The 26,106-nt window shown below is 62.3% G+C and carries 26 protein-coding genes; 10 read left to right on the top strand and 16 right to left on the bottom strand.

All coding sequences use genetic code 11. The features are described 5' to 3' along the window. Positions 1–5: 5 nt before the first annotated feature. The 4 genes from purS to ACODTZ_RS21375 form a co-directional block, all read right to left on the bottom strand. Complete coding sequence (gene purS / locus ACODTZ_RS21390; protein ID WP_018902207.1) at positions 6–248, bottom strand: phosphoribosylformylglycinamidine synthase subunit PurS; 243 nt, start codon at positions 246–248, stop codon at positions 6–8. A 46-nt stretch (positions 249–294) separates the two neighbouring features. Next, a complete protein-coding gene (purC, locus tag ACODTZ_RS21385) occupies positions 295–1,059 on the bottom strand; it encodes a phosphoribosylaminoimidazolesuccinocarboxamide synthase (protein ID WP_018902208.1) in 765 nt (254 codons plus the stop codon). A gap of 229 nt (positions 1,060–1,288) precedes the next feature. Then, positions 1,289–3,520 (bottom strand): putative bifunctional diguanylate cyclase/phosphodiesterase, encoded by a 2,232-nt coding sequence (locus ACODTZ_RS21380; RefSeq protein WP_489028087.1) that lies wholly within the window; start codon positions 3,518–3,520, stop codon positions 1,289–1,291. Positions 3,521–3,921: 401 nt separating this feature from the next. Next, the gene (locus ACODTZ_RS21375; RefSeq protein ID WP_026283685.1) at positions 3,922–4,476 is read right to left on the bottom strand and encodes an RBBP9/YdeN family alpha/beta hydrolase; all 555 of its coding nucleotides are present in this window, start codon (positions 4,474–4,476) and stop codon (positions 3,922–3,924) included. A 154-nt stretch (positions 4,477–4,630) separates the two neighbouring features. On the opposite strand from ACODTZ_RS21375, the gene ACODTZ_RS21370 reads away from it, so the two are divergent. Both ACODTZ_RS21370 and ACODTZ_RS21365 read left to right on the top strand, forming a co-directional pair. Then, positions 4,631–5,434 (top strand): DUF2189 domain-containing protein, encoded by an 804-nt coding sequence (locus tag ACODTZ_RS21370; protein ID WP_047512162.1) that lies wholly within the window; start codon positions 4,631–4,633, stop codon positions 5,432–5,434. 74 nt (positions 5,435–5,508) lie between these two features. After that, on the top strand, positions 5,509–6,009 hold the full coding sequence (locus tag ACODTZ_RS21365) for a low affinity iron permease family protein (RefSeq protein ID WP_489027868.1): 501 nt from the start codon (positions 5,509–5,511) through the stop codon (positions 6,007–6,009). Between the two features lie 9 nt (positions 6,010–6,018). On the opposite strand, the gene purB is transcribed toward ACODTZ_RS21365, so the two are convergent. The 4 genes from purB to ACODTZ_RS21345 all read right to left on the bottom strand — a co-directional run bounded on the left by purB (position 6,019) and on the right by ACODTZ_RS21345 (position 9,734). Further along, on the bottom strand, positions 6,019–7,326 hold the full coding sequence (gene purB / locus ACODTZ_RS21360) for an adenylosuccinate lyase (RefSeq protein WP_209190589.1): 1,308 nt from the start codon (positions 7,324–7,326) through the stop codon (positions 6,019–6,021). A gap of 82 nt (positions 7,327–7,408) precedes the next feature. Further along, positions 7,409–7,897: a hypothetical protein gene (locus ACODTZ_RS21355; RefSeq protein ID WP_489028085.1), complete on the bottom strand. Its 489-nt coding sequence runs from the start codon at positions 7,895–7,897 to the stop codon at positions 7,409–7,411. Between the two features lie 37 nt (positions 7,898–7,934). Further along, positions 7,935–8,612: a ribulose-phosphate 3-epimerase gene (gene rpe / locus ACODTZ_RS21350; RefSeq protein ID WP_018902216.1), complete on the bottom strand. Its 678-nt coding sequence runs from the start codon at positions 8,610–8,612 to the stop codon at positions 7,935–7,937. A 39-nt stretch (positions 8,613–8,651) separates the two neighbouring features. Beyond that, complete coding sequence (locus ACODTZ_RS21345; protein WP_489027865.1) at positions 8,652–9,734, bottom strand: branched-chain amino acid ABC transporter substrate-binding protein; 1,083 nt, start codon at positions 9,732–9,734, stop codon at positions 8,652–8,654. On the opposite strand from ACODTZ_RS21345, the gene ACODTZ_RS21340 reads away from it, so the two are divergent. Genes ACODTZ_RS21340 through ACODTZ_RS21330 form a run of 3 tightly spaced genes read left to right on the top strand, consistent with a single transcriptional unit; the run spans position 9,733 to position 10,724 of the window. Further along, positions 9,733–9,894, top strand: coding sequence for a hypothetical protein (locus tag ACODTZ_RS21340; RefSeq protein WP_155947887.1), 162 nt, complete (start codon positions 9,733–9,735; stop codon positions 9,892–9,894). The genes ACODTZ_RS21345 and ACODTZ_RS21340 overlap by 2 nt on opposite strands. Before the next feature lie 4 nt (positions 9,895–9,898). Then, entirely contained in the window at positions 9,899–10,393 is a 495-nt protein-coding gene (locus ACODTZ_RS21335) for a flavin reductase (RefSeq protein ID WP_489027863.1), read from the top strand. Between the two features lie 13 nt (positions 10,394–10,406). Then, a complete protein-coding gene (locus ACODTZ_RS21330; RefSeq protein ID WP_113011301.1) occupies positions 10,407–10,724 on the top strand; it encodes a TfoX/Sxy family protein in 318 nt (105 codons plus the stop codon). Between the two features lie 25 nt (positions 10,725–10,749). On the opposite strand, the gene ACODTZ_RS21325 is transcribed toward ACODTZ_RS21330, so the two are convergent. The 4 genes from ACODTZ_RS21325 to ACODTZ_RS21310 form a co-directional block, all read right to left on the bottom strand. After that, the gene (locus ACODTZ_RS21325) at positions 10,750–11,169 is read right to left on the bottom strand and encodes an NUDIX domain-containing protein (RefSeq protein ID WP_489027860.1); all 420 of its coding nucleotides are present in this window, start codon (positions 11,167–11,169) and stop codon (positions 10,750–10,752) included. Between the two features lie 4 nt (positions 11,170–11,173). Beyond that, on the bottom strand, positions 11,174–12,748 hold the full coding sequence (locus ACODTZ_RS21320; protein WP_489027858.1) for a DEAD/DEAH box helicase: 1,575 nt from the start codon (positions 12,746–12,748) through the stop codon (positions 11,174–11,176). Positions 12,749–12,846: 98 nt separating this feature from the next. Further along, on the bottom strand, positions 12,847–14,154 hold the full coding sequence (locus ACODTZ_RS21315; protein ID WP_489027856.1) for a M23 family metallopeptidase: 1,308 nt from the start codon (positions 14,152–14,154) through the stop codon (positions 12,847–12,849). A 125-nt stretch (positions 14,155–14,279) separates the two neighbouring features. After that, positions 14,280–14,753, bottom strand: coding sequence for a peroxiredoxin (locus tag ACODTZ_RS21310; protein ID WP_413391628.1), 474 nt, complete (start codon positions 14,751–14,753; stop codon positions 14,280–14,282). A 118-nt stretch (positions 14,754–14,871) separates the two neighbouring features. Here ACODTZ_RS21310 and ACODTZ_RS21305 point away from each other — a divergent pair, with 118 nt between their 5' ends. After that, positions 14,872–18,270 (top strand): hypothetical protein, encoded by a 3,399-nt coding sequence (locus ACODTZ_RS21305; RefSeq protein WP_489027854.1) that lies wholly within the window; start codon positions 14,872–14,874, stop codon positions 18,268–18,270. Positions 18,271–18,744: 474 nt separating this feature from the next. Here the strand turns inward: ACODTZ_RS21305 and tyrS are convergent, their stop codons facing one another. Beyond that, positions 18,745–20,001, bottom strand: a complete 1,257-nt coding sequence (tyrS, locus tag ACODTZ_RS21300) for a tyrosine--tRNA ligase (RefSeq protein ID WP_489027852.1) — start codon at positions 19,999–20,001, stop codon at positions 18,745–18,747. 130 nt (positions 20,002–20,131) lie between these two features. Here tyrS and ACODTZ_RS21295 point away from each other — a divergent pair, with 130 nt between their 5' ends. Both ACODTZ_RS21295 and ACODTZ_RS21290 read left to right on the top strand, forming a co-directional pair. Continuing rightward, entirely contained in the window at positions 20,132–21,256 is a 1,125-nt protein-coding gene (locus tag ACODTZ_RS21295; RefSeq protein WP_209233487.1) for an anhydro-N-acetylmuramic acid kinase, read from the top strand. Beyond that, positions 21,253–21,780 carry a GNAT family N-acetyltransferase gene (locus tag ACODTZ_RS21290; RefSeq protein WP_209233486.1) on the top strand — a complete coding sequence of 176 codons (528 nt, stop codon included), beginning with the start codon at positions 21,253–21,255 and terminating at the stop codon, positions 21,778–21,780. The genes ACODTZ_RS21295 and ACODTZ_RS21290 overlap by 4 nt, the downstream gene beginning before the upstream one ends. A 9-nt stretch (positions 21,781–21,789) precedes the next feature. On the opposite strand, the gene ACODTZ_RS21285 is transcribed toward ACODTZ_RS21290, so the two are convergent. Together ACODTZ_RS21285 and ACODTZ_RS21280 are read right to left on the bottom strand one after the other, a co-directional pair. Further along, the gene (locus tag ACODTZ_RS21285; RefSeq protein ID WP_209233485.1) at positions 21,790–22,008 is read right to left on the bottom strand and encodes a hypothetical protein; all 219 of its coding nucleotides are present in this window, start codon (positions 22,006–22,008) and stop codon (positions 21,790–21,792) included. Between the two features lie 91 nt (positions 22,009–22,099). After that, on the bottom strand, positions 22,100–22,777 hold the full coding sequence (locus ACODTZ_RS21280; protein ID WP_018902229.1) for an alpha/beta hydrolase: 678 nt from the start codon (positions 22,775–22,777) through the stop codon (positions 22,100–22,102). A 204-nt stretch (positions 22,778–22,981) separates the two neighbouring features. On the opposite strand from ACODTZ_RS21280, the gene ACODTZ_RS21275 reads away from it, so the two are divergent. Together ACODTZ_RS21275 and sufB are read left to right on the top strand one after the other, a co-directional pair. Beyond that, positions 22,982–24,148 (top strand): cysteine desulfurase family protein, encoded by a 1,167-nt coding sequence (locus tag ACODTZ_RS21275; protein WP_489028083.1) that lies wholly within the window; start codon positions 22,982–22,984, stop codon positions 24,146–24,148. 164 nt (positions 24,149–24,312) lie between these two features. Further along, positions 24,313–25,782 (top strand): Fe-S cluster assembly protein SufB, encoded by a 1,470-nt coding sequence (sufB, locus tag ACODTZ_RS21270; protein ID WP_413396204.1) that lies wholly within the window; start codon positions 24,313–24,315, stop codon positions 25,780–25,782. 139 nt (positions 25,783–25,921) lie between these two features. On the opposite strand, the gene ACODTZ_RS21265 is transcribed toward sufB, so the two are convergent. Continuing rightward, on the bottom strand, positions 25,922–26,106 hold a 185-nt coding region (locus tag ACODTZ_RS21265; protein WP_489027849.1), incomplete at its 5' end, for a hypothetical protein.

Below are 26,106 nucleotides of genomic sequence, written 5' to 3'. Positions count from 1 at the left end.
AACCGTTAGTCGAGAGAAATAGTATAGTTCTCGATAACGGTGTTGGCGAGGAGTTTTTCGCACATGGCCTTGATGTCGCCTTCGGCCTTGGCCTTGTCGGTGCCTTCGACTTCGACGTCGAACACCTTGCCCTGGCGGACATGGCCGACGCCGTCGAAGCCGAGAGCGCCGAGCGCGCCTTCGATGGCCTTGCCCTGCGGATCGAGAACGCCGTTTTTCAGCGTGACGGTTACACGAGCCTTGATCACTTTGTCTTCCCTGCCTTTTTAGCGAATGTCTTGCTTAGCCGTTATGTTACTTGACGAGAACCGGACCGGTGCCGCGCACAGGTTCGTTTTCGTTGATGATGCCGAGGCGGCGTGCCACTTCCGAATAGGCTTCGAGAAGGCCACCCATGTCGCGACGGAAGCGGTCCTTGTCCATCTTTTCCTGGGTGTCGATGTCCCAGAGACGGCAGCTGTCCGGCGAGATTTCGTCGGCGAGGATGATGCGCATCATGTCGCCTTCATAGAGGCGGCCGCATTCGATCTTGAAGTCGACGAGCTGGATGCCGACGCCCAGGAACAGGCCGGTCATGAAGTCGTTGACGCGGATCGCCAGCGCCATGATGTCGTCGAGCTCGGCGGGGTTGGCCCAGCCGAAGGCGGTGATGTGCTCTTCGGAGACCATCGGGTCCTCGAGCGCGTCCGACTTGTAGTAGAACTCGATGATCGAGCGCGGCAGGACCACGCCTTCCTCGATGCCCAGGCGCTTGGCCAGCGAGCCGGCGGCGACATTGCGCACGACGATCTCAAGCGGGATCATCTCGACTTCGCGGATCAACTGCTCGCGCATGTTGAGGCGGCGGATGAAGTGCGTGGGAATGCCGATCTTGTTCAGATGGTTGAAGATGAACTCGCAGATGCGGTTGTTCAGAACGCCCTTGCCATCGATGACTTCGTGCTTCTTCTTGTTGAAGGCGGTGGCGTCGTCCTTGAAGAACTGGATCAGCGTGCCTGGCTCGGGTCCCTCATACAGAATCTTGGCCTTGCCCTCGTAAATACGGCGGCGACGGTTCATTGCGATTGTTCTCTTGTCGTTGGCGCTCTTGGGATTAGCGCGAGTGGATCGATCTCGTGGCGTCCCCATAAAGGAAAAGCGAGGGTTTCACAATCCGCCTGTCACTCCTTCCCCGGATTCCGGTCTTCCGGAGCACCGATGCGAGAATCGAATGTCTAAGAAATGTATTCTACCCCGTTTCCCGGCTTAACAAAACGACCTCAGGTTTATGCCGGGGTTGTGCAGTGTTTTATTTGGAGGCGGTGGCCTTGCTCGGCTTGCGTGGCGTCGGCGTATGGGCGGCAGATGCCGCCTGGCGCCAGCTGGCGGCGCGCACGAAGGAGGGGATCTGCATTGCCGGCATCGGGCGGGCCAGCGCATAGCCCTGCAGCACGTCGCAGCCGAGGTCGCCCAGGATACGGGCGTGCTCCATGGTCTCGACACCTTCGGCGGTCACCAGAATGCTCAGGGAGCGGCCGATCTCGATGATCGAGCGGACGAGCTTGCGCTGTTCCGACGAGGTCGGCAGCATGCGGATCAGTTCTCGGTCGATTTTCAGCGTCTTCGGGCTAAGCCTAAGCAGGCTGACGATCGAGGCGTGGCCGGTGCCGAAATCGTCGATCTCGATGTCGATGCCGAGGCGGCGGAACTGGCGGAGATTGGCGATGACGGCGTCGTCGCAATCATCGAGCGAAATGGATTCCAGAAGCTCGAAGGCGATGGTTCCGGGCACGATCTTCAGCGCCCGCAGCTTCTTGCCGAGCGCCGGGTCGTCAAGTCTCCGGGAGGAGACATTGACCGCGATCTTCGGAATGACGATGCCCTCGCTCTCCCAGGCGGCGCGATCGACAAGCGCCTGCTCGAGAATGACGCCGTCGATGGTCGCCACGACGTTGATGTCCTCGGCGATATCGAGGAAGCGATCGGGGGCCAGCAGGCCGTGTTCGCGGTGTTGCCAACGGGCGAGCGTTTCGACGCCGGTCACGTCGAGCGTGCGGGCATCGAACTGCGGCTGATAGAAGGGCACGAATTCGCGCCGCTCGAGGCCGATCAGGATATCGTCGGCCAATCGCTTGCTGGCGATCACCTGGCGGCGGGCGTCCTTGGAGAAGAATTCGTGCCGGTTTCGGCCGCCGCTCTTGGCGCGATAGAGCGCGATGTCGGCGTTGAGCAGGAGCTGCTTGCCATCGAGCATCGGGCCGCTGTCGGTCGCGATGCCGACGCTGGCGCCGAAGCGGCACTCGTGATGCTCGTAGCGGATCGGACGGCTGAGCTCGCGCACGATGCGCTCGGCCATGTTGGAGATCTTCTTCGGCGTGACATCGAGCGCGCAGAGCACCACGAATTCGTCGCCGCCGATGCGGGCCACGAAGTCGCCCGGGCGAACGGTCTCGGTCAGCACTGAGGCTGCGTGCTTCAGCATGGCGTCGCCGGCGCGGTGGCCGAGCGTGTCGTTGATCTGCTTGAAGCGGTCGAGGTCGATGTGCAGCACGGCGAGCGTATCGTCGGAAGTGCTTGCTCTCGTCGAATATTCTTCCAGCTTGCGGTCGAGATAGCGGCGGTTCGGCAGCCCGGTCAAGAAGTCATGAAGGGCGAGGTGTTCGATGCTCTCCTTGGCCGCCTCGAGTTCGCGGTTGTGGGCCTCGGCGAGGTCCTTGGCGCGCTGGAGCTCGGCGTTGAGCGCCACTTCCTCGGTCACGTCCCAATTGGCGCCGATCAGCTTGCGGTGGCCGTTGCCGTCGATAAAGAAGGCGGCCTTGGCGCGGATGACGCGCTCCGCGCCGTCGCCGCGGATGATCCTGAATTCGTGCTGAAAGCCCGACTGGCGTTCGATGTTCTCAGCCACTGTCGCCTGCACCCGGTCACGGTCGTCGGGATGCAGCGTTTCGGTCCAGACGTCGCCCAGCGAGGCGCGTGTCGGGTTCGTGATGCCGTAGATCCACAAGAGGCGCGCGTCCCATTCGACGGTGCCGGCATCGAGATCGGATTCGAACACGCCGATCCCCGAAATGTCGAGCGCAAGATCAAGCCGCCGCGACATGTGCGCCAGCCGCTCTTCCGCTTCCTTGCGGGCGGTGATGTCGGTGTCGGTGCCGACGAGGCGGGCGGGCAAGCCGTTCTCGTCCCATTCGACACAGGCGCCGCGGCATTCGATCCAGATCCAGTGGCCGTCCCTATGTCGCTCGCGATATTCGAAGACGCGGAAATTGGGGTCTCCGGCATTCTGCCGGTCGATCGCCTCGATGACGAAGGCGCGGTCGTCGGGATGGATCAGCGCGATCCAGACGTCGTAGTCGCCATCCGCCTCTTCGTCGGGCGCCATGCCGCGCATGGTCTTCCACGTTTCGGAGTAATAGCGCGTTCCAAGTTTGAGGTTGTGATCCCACACGCCGAGATCGGAGCCGACTAGGGCGTAGTTCCAGCGGCTCTCTCGCTCGACGAGCGCGTCGGTCTCGCGTTCGGAAGCAGTCGCTGAAGCGATGCTGTCACCGCTTTTGCTTGAACCAATCGGTTGATCAGGCCTCTTCTTCGTCAATGCTCGCACTCGCTCGTCTGGCGTGTGTCAATTTGCTTATATTAAATTAAGCCGAGCTTAATATCGGAGCAAACTTATCGCGCTGTCCAGTGCTCCCAAAGTCGTGCTCTCGGTCACATGCATCCGGCGGAGCAATCGCGTCGATGTCATTTGCAACGGCGTCACAACGCCGGCAAAATAGCTGTTCGGTGTTTTCCGCCCTATATGATGGGTATGGAGGAAAAGCCATGGCTCAGGATTGGCCAATGTTCATCATGCAATGCGTCGTGCTCGCCGGTTTCGCGAGCGTGTTTTTCGTGCGCGGCGAGGGCGACTGAGTTTTGTCCGCGTGGGAATGCGGGCGCGGCCTAGCCTTTGAGACGGCTGAGGAACTGCGCGAAGACCATCGTGCCCTCGGGCCACGGGCCGTGACCGGAATCGGCGTTAATGTGGCCGGACTCTCCCGCATCGACCAGCAACGAGCCCCAGCTTGCGGCGATCTCGTCGGCATGCTCATAGGTGCCGAAGGGATCGTTGCGGCTGGCGACCGTGACGCTCGGGAATGGCAAGGGCTCGCGCGGGTAGGGGCCGAAGGTCATCAGGTGCTTCGGGCGGATGTCGGGGTTGGTGACATCAGGCGGTGCGACCAGAAAAGCGCCGGCGACCGGCTTTTCGAACTGCGGGATCGCATGCAGAAGCGACGGCACGCCCAGCGAGTGGGCGACAAGCACCACCGGACGGGTCGACTTGTTGACTTCCTCGGCAATCCGCGCTGCCCAATCCTCGCGCACGGGCTTGGACCACTCCGCCTGTTCGACGCGGCGCGCGGTGCTGAGTTTCGCCTCCCAGCGGCTCTGCCAGTGGTCGGGGCCGGAATTGGTGTAACCGGGGATGATGAGGATTTCGGCGTCTGAAGCTTTCATGGTGCCGCCGATGTGAGAAGGCGCGGCGATAAAGTCAAGGGAAAGCAGGACAGCTCGGTCAATTTTTGTTATGTTAGGCCACTGCCGGTCGCGCTCGATGTCGGCACCGCCGATGCTTTCGCCGCCGGCCTCAATGGCTGAGGAGGAGAAAGCCATGACGGCATTTCACGTCATGTCCGGCGCGGACGATGTCTATTCGCGCCCGGTCATCAACAAAATTGGCCTTGCGGACGTCTTCGACGCCATTCGGCTCGGGATGGCGGATTTCAGGGAAAAACCATCGCATTACGTGTTTCTCTGCCTGATGTATCCGATCGCGGGCATTTTTCTCGCGGTTGCCACGTCGAGCGCCAACCTGTTGCCGATGATCTTTCCACTGATCGCAGGTTTTGCGCTGATCGGGCCTTTGGCTGCCATCGGCCTCTATGAGATCAGCAGGCGGCGGGAGGCTGGCATGGACAGTTCCTGGCGGCACGCAATGGAAGTGACGCGGTCGCCGGCCTTTCCGTCGATCGTCACCGGCGGGCTGATGCTGTTTGCCTTCTTCGTCGTCTGGTTGGTGGCCGCGCAGACGCTCTATCTCAATGTGCTGAGCGACGTGTTTCCGCGATCGATGTCAGCCTTCTTCTCCGAGATCTTCGGCACAACAGAAGGCATGCAGCTGATCATCTGGGGGAACCTGATCGGGTTCGGCTTTGCGCTGATCGTGCTGGCGACGACCGTCGTCACCTTCCCGATCCTGCTCGACCGCGACATCGGCCTCGTGGCGGCCATGGAGACGTCATTGCGGGCGACGTTCGCCAATCCGGTTCCGGTCCTGTGCTGGGGCCTGATCGTCGCGGTGTCGCTTGCCGTCGCCACCATCCCGCTCTTCGTCGGGCTGGCGCTGGTGATGCCGATCCTCGGCCATTCGACCTGGCATCTCTATCGCAAGCTGGTGGCGCCGCCGATCGTTTGATCGCCATCTGGTTCACTCAGGAACCCAATGCCTCCCGCGGAGTTTGACTGGTGCAAGCTTTGAGGGAGGCAAACATGGCAGACACGCAGCATATCTTCATGCGCTTTTCGGCGAAGACGTCGGAATGGGCAGGCAAGCCCGTGACCTTCGTCCTCGCATTGATCCTGGTGATCCTCTGGGCCGTTACGGGGCCGTTCTTTGACTATTCCGAGACGTGGCAGCTGGTGATCAACACCGGCACCACGATCATCACATTCCTCATGGTGTTCGTGCTGCAGAACGCGCAGACGCGCGATACGCGCGCCATCCAGGCGAAGCTCGACGAACTGATCCTGACCAGCCATGCGGAGAACCGGTTCATCGGCATCGAAAACCTCGACGAGGACGACCTGAAGCATCTCGACCGGCTGGTGGCAAAGGCTGCGAAGGGCGGGCAGGCGCAGAAGCAGGCGGCGGCCGATGCCGCGCCGAAATCCACGAAGACGGCAACCGCCGTGCGCAAGAAGATCGATGCCGCGCGTTCGCAGAAGGACAAACGAAAAACGGCGCCCCGAAAGGCGCCGCAGAAGAGTTGATCAGGTCGATCAGCTGTTGGCGAAGACCCGATTGAAGATCGTGTCGACGTGCTTGGTGTGGTAGCCGAGGTCGAACTTCTCGCGGATTTCCTCTTCCGACAGTGCGGCGCGCACTTCGGCGTCGGCAAGCAGTTCCTCGAGGAAGTCGGCGCCTTTTTCCCAGACCTTCATGGCGTTGCGCTGGACCAGACGGTAGCTGTCCTCGCGCGAAACGCCGGCCTGGGTGAGCGCCAGAAGGACGCGCTGGCTCATGACCAGTCCCTTGAACTGATTCATGTTGCGCAGCATGTTTTCAGGATAGATCACCAGCTTCTCGATGACGCCGGCCAGGCGGTTCAGCGCGAAATCCAGCGTGATCGTGGTGTCGGGGCCGATGGCGCGCTCGACGCTCGAATGGCTGATGTCGCGCTCATGCCAGAGCGCCACATTTTCCATGGCCGGAACAACGGACATGCGCACGAGGCGGGCTAGACCCGTCAGGTTTTCAGTGAGCACCGGGTTGCGCTTGTGCGGCATGGCCGACGAGCCCTTCTGGCCGGGAGAGAAGAACTCTTCGGCTTCGAGCACTTCGGTGCGCTGCATGTGGCGAATTTCGATGGCGACGTTTTCGATCGACGAGGCGATGACGCCGAGCGTGGCGAAGAACATCGCGTGGCGGTCGCGCGGGATGACCTGGGTGGAGATCGGCTCGGCAGCGAGGCCCAGCTGTTCGCAGACATATTCCTCGACGCTCGGGTCGATATTGGCGAAGGTGCCGACGGCGCCCGAGATCGCACCGGTCGCGACTTCCGCGCGGGCGGCGATCAGGCGATCGCGGTTGCGCTTCATTTCAGCGTAGAAGCGCGCGAAGGTCAGGCCCATCGTCGTCGGCTCGGCGTGAATGCCGTGGCTGCGGCCGATGCGGACCGTATCCTTGTGCTCGAAGGCGCGGGTCTTCAGTGCTGCGAGAACGCGGTCCATATCGGCAAGCAGAAGGTCGGCCGCGCGCACCAGCTGGATGTTGAAGGTCGTGTCCAGCACGTCGGAAGAGGTCATGCCCTGGTGGACGAAGCGGCTGTCGGGGCCGATGAATTCCGCGAGGTGCGTCAGGAAGGCGATGACGTCGTGCTTGGTGACGGCTTCGATCTCGTCGATGCGGGCGACGTTGAATTCGGCGACCGAACCCTTTTCCCAGATGGTGCGCGCGGATTCCTGCGGGATGACGCCGAGATTGGCGAGCGCGGTGCAGGCATGGGCCTCGATCTCGAACCAGATACGGAACTTGGTTTCGGGCGACCAAATGGCGACCATTTCAGGTCGGGAGTAGCGCGGGATCATGGCTTCCTGCTTTCGTTCGTAAGGAATGTTGGCGTTCTAAAGGGGAATGTTGGCGCCCGTGTAGCAAAGACGCGCGGCAATCTCAACGCATGCGTTTCGCAAGCGCGAAACTCGTTGCCAGCAGGCAGACGAGTCCGAGGGGCACGAAGAGCCGCAAACCGAGGACCATGAACTGATAGACGGAGCTCGCGCCGGTGAAGATGAGCTGGAAAAACCAGATCATCGATCCTCCCGGCGCATGCCAGCGCGAGTAGAAAACCCGGTAGTCCATCGCGAAGAGAAACGCCGTCATCAGGATGGTGCAGGCCGCAAGCGCCACGAAGAAGGCGGCGAAGCGCGTTTCGATCCGGCGCTTGTGCGCGAAGAAGCGGCCGAGCATCAGCGCAAAGGGCCAGGCAAGCAGGCCGCCGGCGAAATAGAGGATCGCGAGATCGCCGAGGTGACTGGTCTCCAGGCCGTTGCGCAGATAGAGCGTGCTCATCGCCGAGGCCAGCATCTGGAGAGCCCAGAGCGGCGCGCCGATGAGCACGGCGGAGTAGGGCGGGGACGCAGCCCGTAGCCGGTCTCCCATCAGCGACACGCCGCTCCCGATATTACTTTGCCCGATCTTATTTGGATTGCCCTTCAGCCGCCGTACGGAGCGCCGAAATGGCCTGCTTGTAGGCCTCGACCGAGCCGCCCTTGAAGATGGCGGAGCCGGCGACGAGCACGTTGGCGCCCGCCTTGCCGATCACGGGTGCTGTTTCGATCGTCACGCCGCCGTCGACCTCGAGATCGATCGGCCGGTCACCGATCAGTGACTTGGCGGCGGCGATCTTGTCGGCCATGGCGGGAATGAACTTCTGGCCGCCGAAACCGGGATTGACCGACATGATGAGGATCAGGTCGATATCATCCAGCACGTTTTCGAAAACGGAGAGCGGCGTTGCCGGATTGAGGGTGACGCCGACCTTCTTGCCGAGATTGCGCACGGTCTGCAGCGAGCGGTGCAGATGCGGGCCGGCCTCGGCATGGATGGTGATCCGGTCGCAGCCGGCCTTGGCGAAGGCTTCGAGATAATCGTCGACGGGCGCGATCATCAGGTGGCAATCGAAGGTGGCGTCGGTGTAGGAGCGCAGCGACTTGATGACATCGGGGCCGAAGGAGATGTTGGGAACGAAGTGACCGTCCATGACGTCGAGGTGGATCCAGTCGGCGCCGGCCGCGGTCACGTCGCGCACCTCCTGGCCGAGCTTGGCGAAGTCGGCGGCCAGAACGGATGGCGCGATGCGGATGGGCTGGGTCATTGTCTCTCTCCGTTGAAGTCGCCTGGGATCAAGCAGGCGTTATTGCGCCGGCGCGCTGAAGGGGACAAATGCCCCGGAGCGCCATTGCATCAGCTGGTAAGGGTTTTGCGACAGCTCGTGGCCGGCGTCGAAGGTGATCTGGCCGAGCACGGTGTCGAAGGGCATGCCGCCGAGATGCTGGGCGACCGGCCGCTCGTCCGCTGCCGCCGCCTGCACCGCCTTGATCGCGATCTCGACCGCGGCATAGGCCGGCAGGACGTAGCCCTCGGGTTCTATGCCGGCGGCGCGGAGCGCCACACCAGCGGGCGATGCATCGGCGCGGGCGGTATAATCGGGCAGTGTTACCGCCAGCACGCCGTCGGCGAGCGGCAGCGGCTGGTCGGCCGCGCGCATTCCGTCGCCGCCCATCAGGTCGAGCGCGATCTTTTCGGCCTTGGCGTCGCGGGCAATGATGGAGACGTCGCTGCGGTCGCCGCCGATGAAGACCTTAGTGGCGCCCGCTCTCTTGAGCCGGCGAACGAGTGCGATCTGCTGCTCCTGGCCGGGGCGGTATGTATCGGTGAAGACCGGCTTCAGGCCGTTCTGCTCCAGCGCGTTGCGCACCGCTTCGGTGAGTTCTCGGCCGTGGATCGTGCCGTCTTCGACAAGGGCGATGGGGCTCGATGCCCAGTCGCGCAGGATGACCTCGATGATCTTGGCGGCCTCGGCGCCATCGGCGGGCGCAAGGCGAAACAGCGGCCAGCCGTTTTTCAGCGCATCTTCCATGAGAATGCGGGAGCGGACCGACACGGTGATAGCCGGGATGTTGGCGTCCTTCAGCTTGGGGAGCGCGCCGTCGAGCGTCTGGCTGCAGAGGAAGCCGATAGCGACCTGGACCTTGGCTGCGATCAGCGCATCGGCGACGGCGCCGCCGCTATTGTCCTCGCAGGGCTCGTTGACGGTGACGATGGTGTCGCCATCCTGGCGGATCTTCGCCTCTGCGCCGGCAACGATCTCAGCGCCCAGCGGCGCCAAACTACCCGTCTGCGGAGCGACGACGCCAATCGTCACGCCGGCTGCATGGCATTCCCCAGCTGCGACAAGCAGCAGCGGCAGAAGACCTAAGCAACGCGAGATAGTCATGAAAGATGCACGCCCCAACCGTTTATTCCTGCTCTTTTATCCGTCCGGAATGGATCGTCAAAGAAAAACGCGCGGATTGGTCGCTTTTCGGCATCGGTTTGTAGAAAAGATAACCTATGACCGTCATAATGCGCGCGAAATGCGTGTGTTCGTGGAGTGAAATTTTGTTGAGCAAGCAACCGATCGATCCCGGCATTTACAGGGACGCGATGAGCCGCTTTGGCGGGCACGTTCAGTTGGTGACGACCGCGGTCGGCGATCAGCGGCGCGGGGTGACGATCACGGCGGCCTGCTCCGTCTCGGACAGCCCGGCGACGGTGCTGGTGTGCCTCAACAACAGCAATCCGAAGAACGAGATTTTCTTCCGCAGCGGGATCTTCGCGCTGAATACGCTGGGCGCGCATCATCAGGCGCTGGCGGACGCGTTTTCCGGGCGCACGAAAATGGAAGACGGTGATCGTTTCTCGACGGGCCGTTTCGACAAGATGGCCACCGGCGCGCCTGTGCTCATGGACGCGCTCGCCTCCTTCGATTGCCGCGTGACGGAGATCAAGGAGATGACGACGCATCACATCATCTTCGGCGAAGTCATGGCGGTGCGGTTCGACGAGGCGAAGCCGGCGCTGTTTTACATGAACCGCGATTATTACAGCCTGTAGAGCGAGTTTTCTCATGGACGCGGCCGAAATCGAAGAGATGTTTCAGGGGCTTGGCCCCGTCACCATCAAGCGCATGTTCGGCGGCAAGGGGATCTATCACCTCGGCCGGATCATCGCGCTCGAGTTTCGCGGCGACATGCTTTTGAAGGCCGATGACGTCAGTTCGCCCGCCTTTGCCGAAGCCGGCGCCAGCCAGTGGACCTATGAGGGAAAGACCGGCAAGCCGGTGAAGATGCCGTACTGGTCGATCCCTGAAGACGCCTATGACGATCCCGATCTGATGGCGGGCTGGGTGCGGCTGGCTTACGAGGCGGCGATGCGGGCGGAGTGACCGGCCGCGCTTTCCAAATTCAATTCTAGAACTGTTCGGCGCCGAGATGGCCGATGGCGGCCTCGGCGAATGCCGAGAGCGGCCGCGGCAGATCGTTGCGTGCGAACCAGCCGAAGTCCGACAGCTTGTCGGGCTCGGTTAGAGCAGGCTCGCCGGCGTAGTCTTCGGCGATGTATAGCAGCGAGATCCAGTGCTGGCGGTCGGCGTCGCTGATCACCTCGGTCTGGCCGAGAAGCCTGACCCGACCGATTTCGAGGCCGCTTTCTTCCTCGGCCTCGCGTTTCGCCGCCTGTTCGGCCGGCTCCATATGATCCACCTTGCCGCCCACGATGCTCCAGTGGCCGGCTTCGGGCGCCTTGACGCGCTTGTAGAGGAGGATCTTTCTGTGGCGCAGGATTACCAATCCTACGCCGAGACCCGGAAAATCAATGCCGGGGCTGCCCATGCTATCAGATCTTGGCGTTTGCCGTGATCAGCATGAAGGCGGGGATGTCGTCGCCGAAGCCAACTGGCGTCGGGCCGTCATCATGGTCGCGGTAGCGGCGACGGTCACGACTGTCATCGTTAGCCGGATAAGGGCGACGGTCGCGAGCATTGTTGTTCTGCCTGTTGTTTTCTGCTTTGCGCTCTTGCTTCACGCTTTCGACCCTTGCTGGTGCGGCTTGTACCGGTGCGGCTGCTGTTTCGATCGTCTCGACGCCATTATCCTCGGCGGCGATATCAGATTTATGACCCGAACGATTTCTGCCGCGGCCACGGTCCTTATCCCGCTCACGGCCGCCCTTGCGGCGCGAGCGATCGTCGTCACGGCTCGGCTCGGCCGGCGGCAACGACGAGAGATCGCCATTGTGCCATTCGATCTTCTCACCGATCAGCTTTTCGATCGCGTCGGTGAACTTCTGGTCGCGGCTGGTGACGATGGTAAAAGCAGAGCCTGCACGGCCTGCGCGGCCGGTACGGCCGATGCGATGCACGTAGTCATCCGCGTGGATGGGCACATCGAAATTGAAGACGTGGCTGACATCGGGGATGTCGAGACCACGGGCCGCGACGTCGGAAGCCACCAGGAGCTGGAGATGGCCGTCGCGGAAATTCTGCAGCATGGTCGTGCGCGAACGCTGGTCCATGTCGCCATGCAGCGCGCCGACAGAGAAGCCGTGGCGTTCCAGCGAGCGGAACAGATCGGCGACGTCCTTCTTGCGGTTGCAGAAGATGATGGCGTTCTTCAGCTCTTCCTGGGCGCGGATGAGATCGCGCAGCGTCGAACGCTTTTCGTAATCCTTGCCGTGCGCCGCGACGAAGCGCTGCGTGATGGTCTTGGATGCGGAAGCGGGCTTGGCGACTTCGACACGTTCCGGGTTCTGAAGGAAGCGGTCTGCCAGCTTCTGGATTTCCGGCGGCATGGTGGCCGAGAAGAACAGCGTCTGGCGCGTGAACGGGATCATCTTGGCGATGCGTTCGATATCGGGAATGAAGCCCATGTCGAGCATGCGGTCGGCTTCGTCGATGACGAAGATCTCGACGCCGCTCATCAAGAGCTTGCCGCGCTCGAAATGGTCAAGCAGGCGGCCGGGGGTGCAGATGAGAACATCGGCGCCACGCTCGAGCTTGCGATCCTGCTCTTCGAACGAAACGCCGCCGATCAGAAGCGCGACGTTGAGGCGGTGGTTCTTGCCGTACTTCTCGAAGTTCTCAGCCACCTGAGCGGCGAGTTCGCGGGTCGGCTCGAGGATCAGCGTGCGCGGCATGCGAGCGCGGGCGCGGCCCTTTTCGAGCAGCGACAGCATCGGCAGAACGAAGGAAGCGGTCTTGCCGGTGCCCGTCTGTGCGATGCCGCAAATGTCGCGGCGCTGAAGCGCAAACGGAATCGCGCCAGCCTGAATAGGTGTTGGCACCGTGTAGCCCGCGTCGGTGACAGCGGAAAGCACTTTTTGGCTCAAGCCAAGATCAGCAAATGTCGTCAAAGGGAAAACTGTTTCCGTTCCGGTTCGGCCAGGCTCAGGCTTGAGTCGGCGGGATTGCATGCCGCAATGCAGCGCCACATAGGCTGAAACGGTTGAGAAGTCAAGGAACCGGCGCGGTCTCAGGGTTGTTGAGGTAAAACCACGGTTAGCGGGATCGTTCAGTTTATATAGCTGGCGAGTTTCGTGCCGGCGCTGATGAAGTAGATCGGGTCGACGGCGCGACCATTCTGGCGCACTTCGTAATGCAGATGCGTGCCCGTGGAGCGGCCCGTGCTTCCGGCTAAACCGATCGTATCCTCACGGCCGACGGTGTCGCCGACCTTGACCAGAATTTCGGACATGTGGCCGTAGCGGGTGGAGATGCCGTTGCCGTGGTCGATCTCGACCATGTTGCCATAACCGCCGGTCCAGCCGGCCGTGACCACCTTGCCGGGCGCGGTCGGGCGGACCTTTTCGCCGGGTGCAAAGCGGAAATCGACGCCGGAATGCAGCGCCAGCCGGCCGATGAAGGGATCGCGACGGTTGCCGAAAGGGCTGGTGATTTCCTTGCCGATGGCCGGGTTCTGAAAGGGAAGCGACGAGGCGGTGTTGCGCACGGTTTCAAGCCGGGTGAGGGCGGTGTCGAGCTGTGCCAGCGAATTGTCGAAGTCGTCGCCGCTCTCTGGCTCGACATAGGGACCGCCGATGGCGCTGTCGTCTGTGGCCTTTGCGCTCGCCGTCTCCGAGGGGACGCGGATCTGGAAGCGGGTCAGCACGTTGGAGATCGCCGCAGAGGCATCGGTCGCATCCGTCGTCAGCTGGCTGACGCGATCGCGCTGGCGCTGCTCGATCCCTTTGAGCGACAGCGTCACCTTCGAGAAAACGCGGTCGGCGCGGTCGCCCATGGTTTCGCGGGCCGGCACATAAGAGAGCGTCGAATTGTCTGGCGTCACGTCAGCCGGCGCTGCGTCACCGGCGAGTTGCCGCTCGATCGCTTGCATGGCGGCGGGCAGTTCGGCGCGCTTGCCTTTGGTCTCGGGCGCATAGGCGGAGGCGGGCGTTTCGGTCTTGGCGTCGAGGCCGGAACTTTCGGCGCGGTCGAGCAGCTGGCCGAGCTTGCCGCGGCGCGAGGTCAGCGCCTGCTGCTGCTCCATCAGCTTGTCGACCTTGTCTTCCACGACCTGCTGGTCGAGCAGCTGGCGGGAGGTGACGCGATCGACCTGGGCGCGCAGTGCCGCGATGCGATCCTCGTAGTCATGCTGCATGCGCGCCTGGCGCGCCATGGTTGCGCCGATCAGGTCGTCGCGCAGCACCAAATAGGAGGTGGCGAGCAGGTAGCCGATGGCGAAAACGCCGACGAAGCAGAACGCGATTGCCGCCATCCACGGCTTGACGGTCAGGTGACGAACCCGATCGCCGCTGGCAAGGATCAGGATATGTTCCTGTTTTTGCTTGCCGAATACGCCGTTCTGCTGTGTGTGCGCCACGGAGAATCTCCCAACTGACGGACCTGCCTCAATTGGGTCGATTACACACTGTTAAGGTTAATAAAGCCTTAGATTCGGCCTTATTCAACGCATGGGCGAATTTTTGGAGTTTACTCTCGCCACACTCAGGAGGCGAGATTCTGGACCGCCGTCAGCACGGTTTCGGCGTGGCCCGCGACCTTTACCTTCTGCCAGATCGTGGCGATCGTGCCATCCGGGCGGATCAGGAATGTCGTGCGCTCAACGCCCATATAGCTGCGGCCGTACATGCTCTTCTGTTTCCACACGCCATAGGCTTCCAGCGTGGTCTTTTCTTCATCGGCCGCAAGCGTCACGCCGAGCTTGTGCTTCTTGATGAAGCGATCATGGCATGCCGCCGAATCCGGCGACATGCCGATGACGGCGGCGCCTGCCTTTTCGAATTCGTCGGCAAGAGCTGTGAAGGCAATCGATTCGGTCGTGCAGCCCGAGGTGTCGTCTTTCGGATAAAAGAAAAGAACCAATGCCTTGCCGCGGAAATCCGTCAGCTTTACGCGTCCGCCGCCATCGCGCGGGAGATCGAAGTCGGGCGCGCTGGAGCCGATGCTGAGTTCCGCCATGGGGAAACCTTTCTTTTGCCGGGTTTGTGGATAAGAGGTGATTTGCCAGATATATATTGGACAAATCACCGTCCAGCCAGTCTGGTCCAATCACAGAACAGGGAGACAGGCGAGGCGCATGTCGGCGATCCGCGGCGAGAAGGTTAGATTCCGCAAGAAAGATATCGTCGCGCTGCACGATCTCCCCTCGGCGCGGACGGAAGATCCGCTGATCGTGCATTGCCCGCCCATGCGCTCGCGCATGCGCCGGACCGCGGGGCTTGCCGGCGGCTGCATCGGCGTGCTGATCTTCATCATCGCCGCCATCATCTTCACCGTCGAAAGCGGCATCTTCGACGAGCCCTTGTCGCGGCAGGCGCAATCGGCGCTGAATTCCGCGATCGGGCCACGCTACCGGGCTGAAGTCGGCTCCACGGTCATCCGCTTCACCTCCAACATGCGGCTGGCGCTCGAGGCGCGCGACGTCAACCTGATCGACGAGAAGAGCGGCCAGCACATGTCGACGACGGGTGCCATGCGCATGGCGCTCGATCCGCTGCAGCTCTTCCGGGGACGCATCGCGATCGCGCAGGTGGAGGCGCAGGATATAGCGCTCGACACCGCGCTCCTGCCCTCGGGCGATCCGGTCAAGCTGGATAATCTCAGGATCGACCAGATCCCGGCGGCGATGGAAACTGCATTCCAGCAGCTGGATATTCTTGATGGCTTTGTCGATCGCGGCGGCACGAAGTCGATCAAGCTCGAGGGGCTCGACATAAAGCTCGCGGATACCGACAACGGGCCGCTCTCCATCGTCGTCAACAGCCTGGTGTTCTCCAGAAACGCGCAGAGCGCGCTGCAGCTCGATGGCGAGGTCGCGATCAACGGCCGCGTCACGACGCTGCATATCGGCACCGAGAAGACCGATGGCCGCACGTCGCGGCTGACGGGCGAACTTGCTGGCGCCGACCTTGCGCCGTTCACCCTCAAGCGCAATGCGATCGGCGAAATCCGCCAGGGCGTCGACAGTCTTGCCGACACGATCATTTCGGCGGAGCGCGGCGGAGAGACGTCCAAGCCTTCGCTCGCCGCCACGGTCAATCTGCAGCCCGGCAATTTCTACATGGATGGCGATGCGCAGCCGCTGACCGGCGGACGCATCAATCTCGCCTATGATTTCACCAAGCAATCGCTGGAGATCGCGCGCTCGCAGCTGCAGTTCGGGCCGACGATCGTACCTTTGAACGGCGCGCTGATCGACCTCGACAAGATCGACCCGGCCGCCGAAAAGGGTTTTGGCGTCGATCTGCTCGTCAGCGGCGGCAACGCAGCACCCGTCACCTCGGGCGAGCAGCCGCTCCCCTTCGATATCCAGGCGACGGGCCGCTATTTCGTCGGCACGCGCGAGCTGCAATTCCCCAACATGGCGGTGTCGAGCCCGGCCGGATCGCTCTACGGCTCGCTGCATGTCCGCTTCGGCGGCAAGTCGCCCGAGATCAGCTTCTCCGGCCAGTCGCAGCAGCTGCAGACCACGGCCGTGAAGCAGCTCTGGCCGTTCTGGATGGCGTCGAAGGGGCGCGAGTGGGTCGAGCGCAATCTCTATGGTGGCGTGGTCACCAATGCCTCGATCGATGTTTTCATTCCCTTCGACCGGCTGGAAGAGGCCATCGGCAAGGGGCTGAAGCTGGACGAGAACCAGATCAAGATCGCCTTCGACATTGCCGGCACCCGTATGAACGTCACCGGCGACATTCCGCCGATCCGCGACACCAGCGCGCATTTCGAGCTGGCTGGTCCGAAAGCGACGATCTCGATCAAGAGCGGCAAGTCGTTTTTCCCGTCAGGGCGCACCGTCGATGTCGGCGAGGGCACCTTCATCCTGCCGTCGACCTATGAAAAGCCGCTGATGGCCGAGCTCAACCTGCCGATCTCGGGGGCTGCCGACGCGATCGGCGAATTGCTGACCTTCAAACCGATCCAGGTGCTGCAGCGGGCCGGCTTCGTGCCCGAGGACCTGAAGGGCAATGTGAAGGCCTCGGTGCAGGCGCGGATCGGCCTCATCGCTTCTCAAAACCCGCCGCCGGTCGAGTGGAAGGCGACGCTGCAATTGCAGGACCTCGACGTCGCCAAGGCGATATCGGGGCGCAAGATCACCAATCTCGACGGCGTGCTGACCGCCGATCCGAAGCAGGTGGTTCTCGACGGCAAGGGCGATATCGACGGCGTGCCGGCGACGGTGAAGCTGGTCGAGCCGACCGACAAGGCCTCCGACATCCAGCCGCAGCAAAGCGTGACGGCGACGCTGAGCAATGATCAGCGCGAGAAGATCCTGCCGGGGCTCTCCGATATCATCGATGGCCCGATCAGCGTCGAGCTCGACCGCATCGACAAGGATCGCCAATCTGTGTCGCTCGATCTCGGCAAGGCGCGGCTCGATCTGCCCTGGATCGGCTGGTCCAAGGGGAGCGGCATCGGCGCCACCGCCGATTTCGAGATTTCCGGTCCCGACGACAATCTGCAGATCAAGAACTTCGTGCTGAAGGGCGACGGATTTGGCGCGACCGGCGCGCTGTCGCTCAGCAAGGGCAATCTGCAGAAGGCCGATTTCGACAGCGTGAAACTGTCGTCGCTCGACAATTTCGCGATCTCGCTTCGCCGCGCCAAGGGCGGCATGGACGTCTCGGTCTCCGGCAGCAGCGCCGATGTGCGGCCGGTTCTGGCGCGGATCAAATCGGGCAGCGGCGACAAGGGTGACGGCGGGTCGAAGAACGACGGCAGCATTTCGCTCAAGGCCAAGCTCGACAGCGTCGTCGGCTTCAACGACGAAAAATTGCAGAATGTCCAGCTGACCTATGCCGCGCAGGGCAGCCGTATCCAGTCTCTCAACCTCTCCGGCGTCACCGGCAGCGGCGAAGCCGTTGTGGCGCAGACGCAAGGCAACGGTGTCATCAACATCACCAGCGGCGATGCCGGCGCGGTTTCGCGCTTCGCCGACCTCTACCAGCATATGCGCGGCGGCCTGCTCAACCTTTCGATCCGGCTCGGCGCCGGCGACGATTGGGATGGGTCGATCGATGTGCGCCGGTTCTCGATCGTCAACGAGCAGCGCCTCCACTCGATCGTCTCGACGCCCGTTGGTCAGGAGCAACGCAGCCTGAACGCGGCCGTCAAGCGCGACATCGACACCTCGGCGCAGCGCTTCCAGCGCGGCTTCGCCCGTATCTTTTCAAGAAATGGTGTCGTCAGCATCGAGAATGGCGTGGTGCGCGGCGACCAGGTCGGCGCGGTGTTCCAGGGCACGCTGCGCGACGTTCGCGGCAACATGGACATGAACGGCACCTTCATGCCCGCCTACGGCCTGAACCGCCTCTTCGCCGAACTCCCGATCATCGGCATCATCCTAGGCAACGGCACCGACCGCGGCCTGATCGGCATCACCTTCAAGCTGACCGGCAAGCTCGATGCGCCGAACCTCACGATCAACCCGCTCTCGATCATCGCGCCCGGGGTATTCCGGAATATCTTCGAGTTTCAGTGAGGCGGGGCCGAGGCGTGCGGGAGTTGGTTGTGACAAGGATGTCTGGCAACGGTCTATAACCTTTTGAACTAGCGGCATTTCTCCATTCTCGACGTCATCCTCGGCCTTGTGCCGAGGATCTAAGCACGTGGCCTTGAGTGCGACGGTGATGTCGCCGGCGGTGCGGGTCCAGCCGTGTTTCGGGTATAATCCAACCGTTGGAAACTCGCGCCAAGTGTCCACTCACGTCGAGCAAGTGGAACCGTGCTTAGATCCTCGGCACAAGCCCGAGGATGACGCGGCGATGGATCGATGCCGTCGCTAACGCTTTGAGGATGCAAGCATTTCCTCCTCCTCGACGTCATCCTCGGGCTCGTCCCGAGGATCTAAGCACGTCGCCAGGAACGCGACGTCGATGGACCTAGCCGCCACCCTGCACAGCAAAAAGGCCGACGTTTCCACGCCGGCCTCTGCAAACTTCTGAACCTACCGCTCTCAGGCAGCCGGGCGGATCAGGATGTGTTTCTTCTTGCCGAGCGACAGCTTGATCACGCCGTCGGCGGTCAACTCACCGCCGCCGATGAGCTTGCGCTCGTCGCTGACAGCCTGGTCGTTGATGCGCACGGCGCCGCCCTGGACGTGGCGGCGGGCTTCGCCGTTCGACGCTGCGAGGCCGGCGCGGACGATGAGGGCCAGCAGGCCGATGCCGGCGTCGAGTTCGGCCGCGGGCACGTCGATCGAGGGGAGGTTGTCGGCAAGCGCGCCTTCCTCGAAGGTCTTGCGGGCGGTTTCGGCTGCCTGTTCGGCAGCGGCGCGGCCGTGCAGGATCGTGGTGACCTCGGTCGCCAGGATCTTCTTGACTTCGTTGAGCTCCGAGCCGGCAAGCGCGGAGAGACGCGCGATCTCGTCCATCGGCAGCGTCGTGAACAGCTTCAGGAAGCGCGGCACGTCGGCGTCTTCGGTATTGCGCCAGTATTGCCAGAAGTCATAGACCGGCAGCAGGTCGGCGTTGAGCCATACCGCGCCCGAAGCGGACTTGCCCATCTTTGCGCCCGATGATGTGGTCAGAAGCGGCGAGGTCAGCGCGTAGAGCTGCTCCGTTCCCATGCGGTGACCAAGGTCGATGCCGTTGATGATGTTGCCCCACTGGTCGGAGCCGCCCATCTGCAGCCGGCAATCGTAGCGCTTGGCGAGCTCGACGAAGTCGTAAGCCTGCAGGATCATGTAGTTGAATTCGAGGAAGGACAGCGAGTGCTCGCGATCGAGGCGCGTCTTGACGCTGTCGAAGGAGAGCATGCGGTTGACCGAGAAATGGCGGCCGACATCGCGCAGGAATTCGAGGTAGTTCAGCGAGCGCAGCCACTCGGCGTTGTTGATCATCAGCGCCGGATTGCCTGCCTTGTCGTAGTCGAGGTAGTTGGCAAAGCAGCTCTTGATCGAGGCGATGTTCTCCTCGATCGTGTCGACCGTCATCAGCTTGCGGGCCTCATCCTTGAAGGAGGGGTCGCCGACCATGCCGGTGCCGCCGCCCATCAGCGAGATCGGGCGATGGCCCGTCTGCTGGAACCAGTGCAGCATCATGATCTGGGTGAGGTGGCCGACATGCAGGCTCGATGCCGTCGGGTCATAGCCGATATAGGCGGTCACGGTTTCCTTGGCGAGCAGGGCGTCGAGGCCGGATTCATCGGAGATCTGATGAATGAAGCCACGCTCTTTCAGCGTGCGGAGGAAATCGGATTTGAACTCGGTCATGACCTTTTGCTTTCGGATCAGGATTTTCGGATTGGCTATTGTTGAAGCAACGCGGCGCGTTTAGCACTGTTTTCTCGCACAGTCACCATTTGGTTGATTGGCTCCTTTATTTGTAGATTATCGAGGGACAATGGGGAAAATCCTGACAGCGATCGGCCTGATGAGCGGCACCTCGATGGACGGGATCGACGCGGCGCTGCTTAAGACCGACGGCGAAAACATCATCCGTCGCGGCCCGAGCCTCTATGTGCCCTATGACGACGATCTGCGCGGCCGCTGGAAGCAAGCGCTGCAGACGGCCAAGGCCGCGGTCGAGCGCGGCGACCGGCCGGGCGACCTTGCTGACGCCGAGCGGGTGCTGACGCTTTGCCATGCCGCCGTGGTCAAGTCCTTCCTGGCGCGGCATAACCTCAAGCCTGAGGATGTCGACCTCATCGGCTTTCACGGCCAGACCGTGCTGCATCGGCCGGATGCCGGCGTCACCGTGCAGATCGGCGACGGGCCGCTCTTGGCGTCCGATACCGGCATCGACGTCGTCTACGACATGCGCGCCAACGACATGGTGCACGGCGGGCAGGGCGCGCCGCTGATCCCTGTCTACCACGCGGCCCTTTCGGCCAACCTGCCGGATGGTTTTGCGGCGCCTGTAGTGTTCGTCAATATCGGCGGCATTTCGAACCTCACCTATGTCGGCGCCGACGGCGTGCTTTCGGCTTTCGACAGCGGGCCGGGCAATATGCTGATCGACCAATGGGTCGAGGCGCATACCGGCCGGGCCTACGACCGCAACGGCGAGACGGCCAGCCGTGGGGCGGTGGTGCCCGATCTGGCGCACCGCTATCTGTCGAGCCCGTTCTTCTCCGGCAATATCAGGCGCTCGCTCGACCGGGGCGATTTCCTGCCGCCGGAAAAGGGCGAGGTGTCCCTGGAGGACGGCGCAAGGACGCTGGCGCATGTCACGGCCGCCTCGATCGTCAAGCTCGCCGATCACCTGCCGCAACCGCCCAAGACATACGTCGTCTGCGGCGGCGGGCGGCTCAATCCCGTGATCATGGGCGAGTTCGCCGACTTGGCTGAGGCAAAGGGTGCCCGGGTCGTCTCCGCGGAAGCCGCCGGCTTCGATGGCGGCGCCATGGAGGCGGAGGCCTGGGCCTATCTGGCGGTGCGCTCGGTCAACGGTTTGCCGCTGACGTTTCCCGGCACGACAGGCGTTTCGGCGGCTGTGACGGGCGGCGTGATTGCGAGGAAGCCATGACCGATCTTGTTATCCTGAAGACGCCACGACTCGTCTTGTCCATGTGGGGGCAATATGACGTCCATCTGCTGCAATTGTTGCATTCGACGATCGAGACCACCCGCTATCTCTCGGGTGCCGCTCCTTGGAGTTCAGCCAAGGTGCAGGAGCGCTTCATGAGCTTCTTTGCGGAGCAGGCCCGAGATGGCGTGACCAAGTACAAGGTCACCAGCCTCGAAGACGGCCGCTTCATCGGCCGCGCCGGCTTTTCCCGTTATGGCGGAGATCGCGGCGAATTCGAACTCGGCTATTCGCTCCGCCACGAGGAGTGGGGCAAGGGTTACGCGACGGAATTGGGGAAGGGGTTGGCGGATTGGTTTTTCGACAAGAGATTCGCTGACCGATTCATCGCCTTCACGCATCCGGACAATCTGGCATCGCAGCGCGTTTTAACGAAAATCGGCATGCGGGGCCGCATGCCGCTGACCATTGACAATATGTCCTGCCCGACCTTCGAGCTGACCGCCGAGATGCGTCAGGCGTAGCGGACGCGCTTAGCTTCTGTCGGACTTGCGCAGCAAGTCGAGCGCCTTGTCGACTTCACCGCGTCCGCGTTGCGCCATCGTTTCGAACGTCTGGCGCGCTTCGAAGTCCCGCACCATGCGTGCGGTCATGTCGCTCAGCAGATCCTCGACGGTTCTGCCGCTCTCGGCCGCGTTGTCCGCGACCTTCCTCTCGACGTCCTTGGAAACCTGAAAACTCAGCATCGTCATGAATTTCGCTCTTCGAAAACGACGCTGAGTCTATGGCCGTTGCCGATACATGCGCTGACGAGCACATTGGTATCGACAACGATCCGCATCGTCAGCGGATGCGCTTGGCAGCCGGTTCCGGGACCAGTTCGCCGTTGAGGCGACGGTCGAGGTAGTCCTCGCATTCGCCCATCAGCGTTTCCACCTGGCCGTTGAAGAAGTGGTTGGCGCCCGGCACCGTGCGGTGGGTGATGAGGATGCCCTTCTGGGTCTTCAGCTTCTCGACCAGGCCGTTGACGTCCTTCTCGGGTGCCACCTTGTCGGCGTCGCCGTTGATGATCAGGCCCGACGACGGGCAGGGAGCGAGGAAGGAGAAGTCGTAGGTGTTCGGCTGCGGCGCGATCGACATGAAGCCTTCGATCTCCGGACGGCGCATCAGGAGCTGCATGCCGATCCACGAGCCGAAGGAATAGCCGGCGACCCAGCAGGTCTTCGAATCAGGATGCAGGCTCTGCACCCAGTCGAGTGCCGACGCGGCATCCGAAAGCTCGCCGGCGCCATGGTCGAATTCGCCCTGGCTGCGGCCGATACCACGGAAGTTGAAGCGCAACGTCGTGAACCCGCGCTTCTGGAACATGTAGAAGAGCTGGTAGACGATCTGGTTGTTCATCGTGCCGCCGAACTGTGGGTGCGGGTGCAGGATGAGGGCAATCGGCGCGCTCTTTTCCTTGGAGGGCTGGTAGCGGCCTTCAAGGCGGCCTGCGGGGCCGTTGAAAATGACTTCGGGCATCGGTACTCCGGCTTTTATTTCTCGCGTTCGCGCTGCGCAGACTTGACGGACGTTGTCAGCTTTTCTAAAACGCAGTTTAGAACAATTCGAAACTTGCATGGCAATCCACGCAGTGTTGGATGTGTCATAAGGCAAGCCCGGCTGACTTTTCAAGGAAAATGCACCGGCTTGCCACGCAAGAACCAAGCGCAGGACGAAAAGATCATGGCGCCGGCCCGGCTCTATCTCGATTGGAACGCGACGGCACCGCTGCATCCCGCAGCGCGCGACGCGGTTCTGCGGGCGCTGGATATGTTCGGCAATCCGAGTTCGGTCCATGGCGAGGGCCGCGCGGTGCGCGCCGCGATCGAAGGCGCCCGGCGCCAAGTGGCGGCCCTCGTCGGCGCCGATCCCGCCCATGTTGTCTTCACCAGCGGCGCCACCGAAGCCGCCAACATGGTGCTGACGCCGGATTTCCGCATGGGCCGCACGCCGATGGCGATCGGCCATCTCTATCATTCTGCCATCGAGCATCCGGCAATCCGCGAAGGCGGACGTTTTGGGAAGGACCGCACGAGCGAGATCGCGGTGACCGCCGATGGCGTCGTCGATCTCGATCAGCTGCAGAGGCTTCTTGCCGGCCACGACAAATCGACCGGCCTGCCGATGGTCGCCGTCATGCTTGTCAACAACGAGACAGGCGTGGTGCAACCGGTGGCCGAGGTTGCCAAGATCGTGCAGGCGCATGGTGGCCTGCTGGTGGTCGATGCTGTGCAGGCGGCGGGCCGGATCGCGCTTGATATCAATGCGCTCGGCGCCGATTTCATCATCGTCTCCTCGCACAAGATCGGCGGCCCGAAGGGTGCCGGTGCGCTGGTGTCGCGCGGCGAAGTGCTGATGCCGAGAGCGCTGATCCATGGCGGCGGGCAGGAGAAGGGTCACCGCTCGGGGACCGAGAATTCGCTCGCCGTGATCGGCTTTGGCGCGGCTGCGGACATCGCTGTCCGGGAGTTTGACGAGCGCAATGCCCGCATCTCCGCTCTGCGCAAGCAGCTGGAAGACGGAATGCGCAACGCCGCAGCCGACGTCGTCATCTACGGCGCGGATCAACAGCGGGTCTCCAACACCACCTTCTTCACCCTGCCGGGGCTGAAGGCGGAGACCGGGCAGATCGCCTTCGATCTCGAAGGTGTGGCGCTGTCTGCGGGCGCTGCCTGCTCGTCCGGCAAGGTCGGTGAGAGCCATGTTCTGGTGGCGATGGGGCGTGATCCCAAGCTCGGCGCGCTCAGGATGTCGCTCGGTTTTTCGACGACGGACGAGGATATCGCCAGGGCCGTCGCCACATTCACGAAGATAGCCGCGCGGCGCAAGCCGGCGGGCGAGGCGGCGTGATTGCCTGATAAAGCGTCACGACCGCCTGATAAATTTGCGAAAACGCAAATTTCCACTTGCCATTCGGGCTGAAAAGTCCCCTTTGGCCACTTACATAAGGGGCAATAAAAATTGCCCGAACGACAAGCTGCCGGACCTTTTCTCCGGCGAGATTGGAGAACGATATGCCCGCCGTCCAGGAAACGGTCGATCGCGTCCGCGAGATTGACGTCGATCAGTACAAATACGGTTTCGAGACGATCATCGAGATGGACAAGGCGCCCAAGGGCCTGTCCGAGGATATCATCCGTTTCATCTCCGCCAAGAAGCAGGAGCCGGAATGGATGCTCGAATGGCGCATGGACGCCTACAAGCGCTGGCTGACGCTGGAAGAGCCGACCTGGGCTCGTGTCGACTATCCGAAGATCGATTTCAACGACATCTATTACTACGCCGCGCCGAAGTCGACGCCGGGCCCGAAGTCGCTCGACGAGGTCGATCCGGAGATTCTCAAGGTCTATGAGAAGCTCGGCATTCCGCTGAAGGAACAGGAGATTCTCGCCGGCGTCGAACGGCCGAAGATCGCCGTCGATGCGGTTTTCGACAGCGTTTCCGTCGTCACCACCTTCAAGGAGGAGCTGAAGAAGGCCGGCGTGATCTTCATGTCGATCTCCGAAGCTATCCGCGAGCACCCGGAATTGGTGAAGAAGTATCTCGGCTCGGTCGTTCCGACCTCCGACAACTATTATGCGACGCTGAACTCGGCCGTGTTCACTGATGGTTCCTTCGTGTTCATTCCGAAGGGCGTTCGCTGCCCGATGGAACTCTCCACCTATTTCCGTATCAACGAGAAGAACACCGGCCAGTTCGAGCGCACGCTGATCATCGCTGAAGAGGGCGCCTACGTCTCCTATCTCGAAGGCTGCACCGCGCCGCAGCGCGATGAAAACCAGCTGCACGCGGCCGTTGTCGAACTGGTCGCCCTCGACGATGCCGAGATCAAGTATTCGACGGTCCAGAACTGGTATCCCGGCGATGCGCAGGGCAAGGGCGGAATCTACAACTTCGTGACCAAGCGCGGCGATTGCCGTGGCGCGCGCTCGAAGATCTCGTGGACGCAGGTCGAAACCGGCTCGGCGATCACCTGGAAGTACCCGTCGTGCATCCTGCGTGGCGATGATTCCAGAGGCGAGTTCTACTCGATCGCCGTTTCGAACGGCCACCAGCAGATCGATTCGGGCACCAAGATGATCCATCTCGGCAAGAACACGTCGAGCCGCATCGTCTCAAAGGGCATTGCCGCCGGCGTCTCGCAGAACACCTATCGCGGCCAGGTCTCGGCTCACCGCAAGGCATCGAACGCCCGCAACTTCACGCAGTGCGATTCGCTTCTGATCGGCGACAAGTGCGGCGCCCACACGGTGCCCTACATCGAGGCGAAGAACTCGACCGCGCAGTTCGAACACGAGGCGACCACCTCGAAGATCTCCGAGGACCAGAAGTTCTACTGCCTGCAGCGCGGCATTCCCGAAGAAGAGGCGATCGCCCTGATCGTCAACGGCTTCGTCAAGGAAGTCCTGCAGGAACTGCCGATGGAATTCGCCGTCGAGGCGCAGAAGCTGATCAGCATCTCGCTTGAGGGATCTGTGGGGTAATGAGGCGGCCCCTGTGTGACGGCGGGCTCGCCTCACACTCGGCGTCATCCTCGGGCTTGTCCCGAGGATCTGCTGCGGCCGGCCAGGAATTCGACGGTGGTGGATTTGTCCATGACCGTTGCGACGAGTGGAGACGTGGTTAGATCCTCGGGACAAGCCCGAGGATGACGGTGGTGAAGGTTGGTGACGGGTGACGATGGTTGGCGTTGGCGGATATGGCCTTGCTGTAATGTCGTCTCCAGTCTGACGGTTTGTGTGACGGCCAGGTCGCCTCACACTCGGCGTCATCCTCGGGCTTGTCCCGAGGATCTGCTGCCGCCAACC

The sequence above is a fragment of the Rhizobium sp. FG113 genome (assembly GCF_057809895.1).
This window is presented reverse-complemented; position numbering and strand designations above follow the sequence as displayed.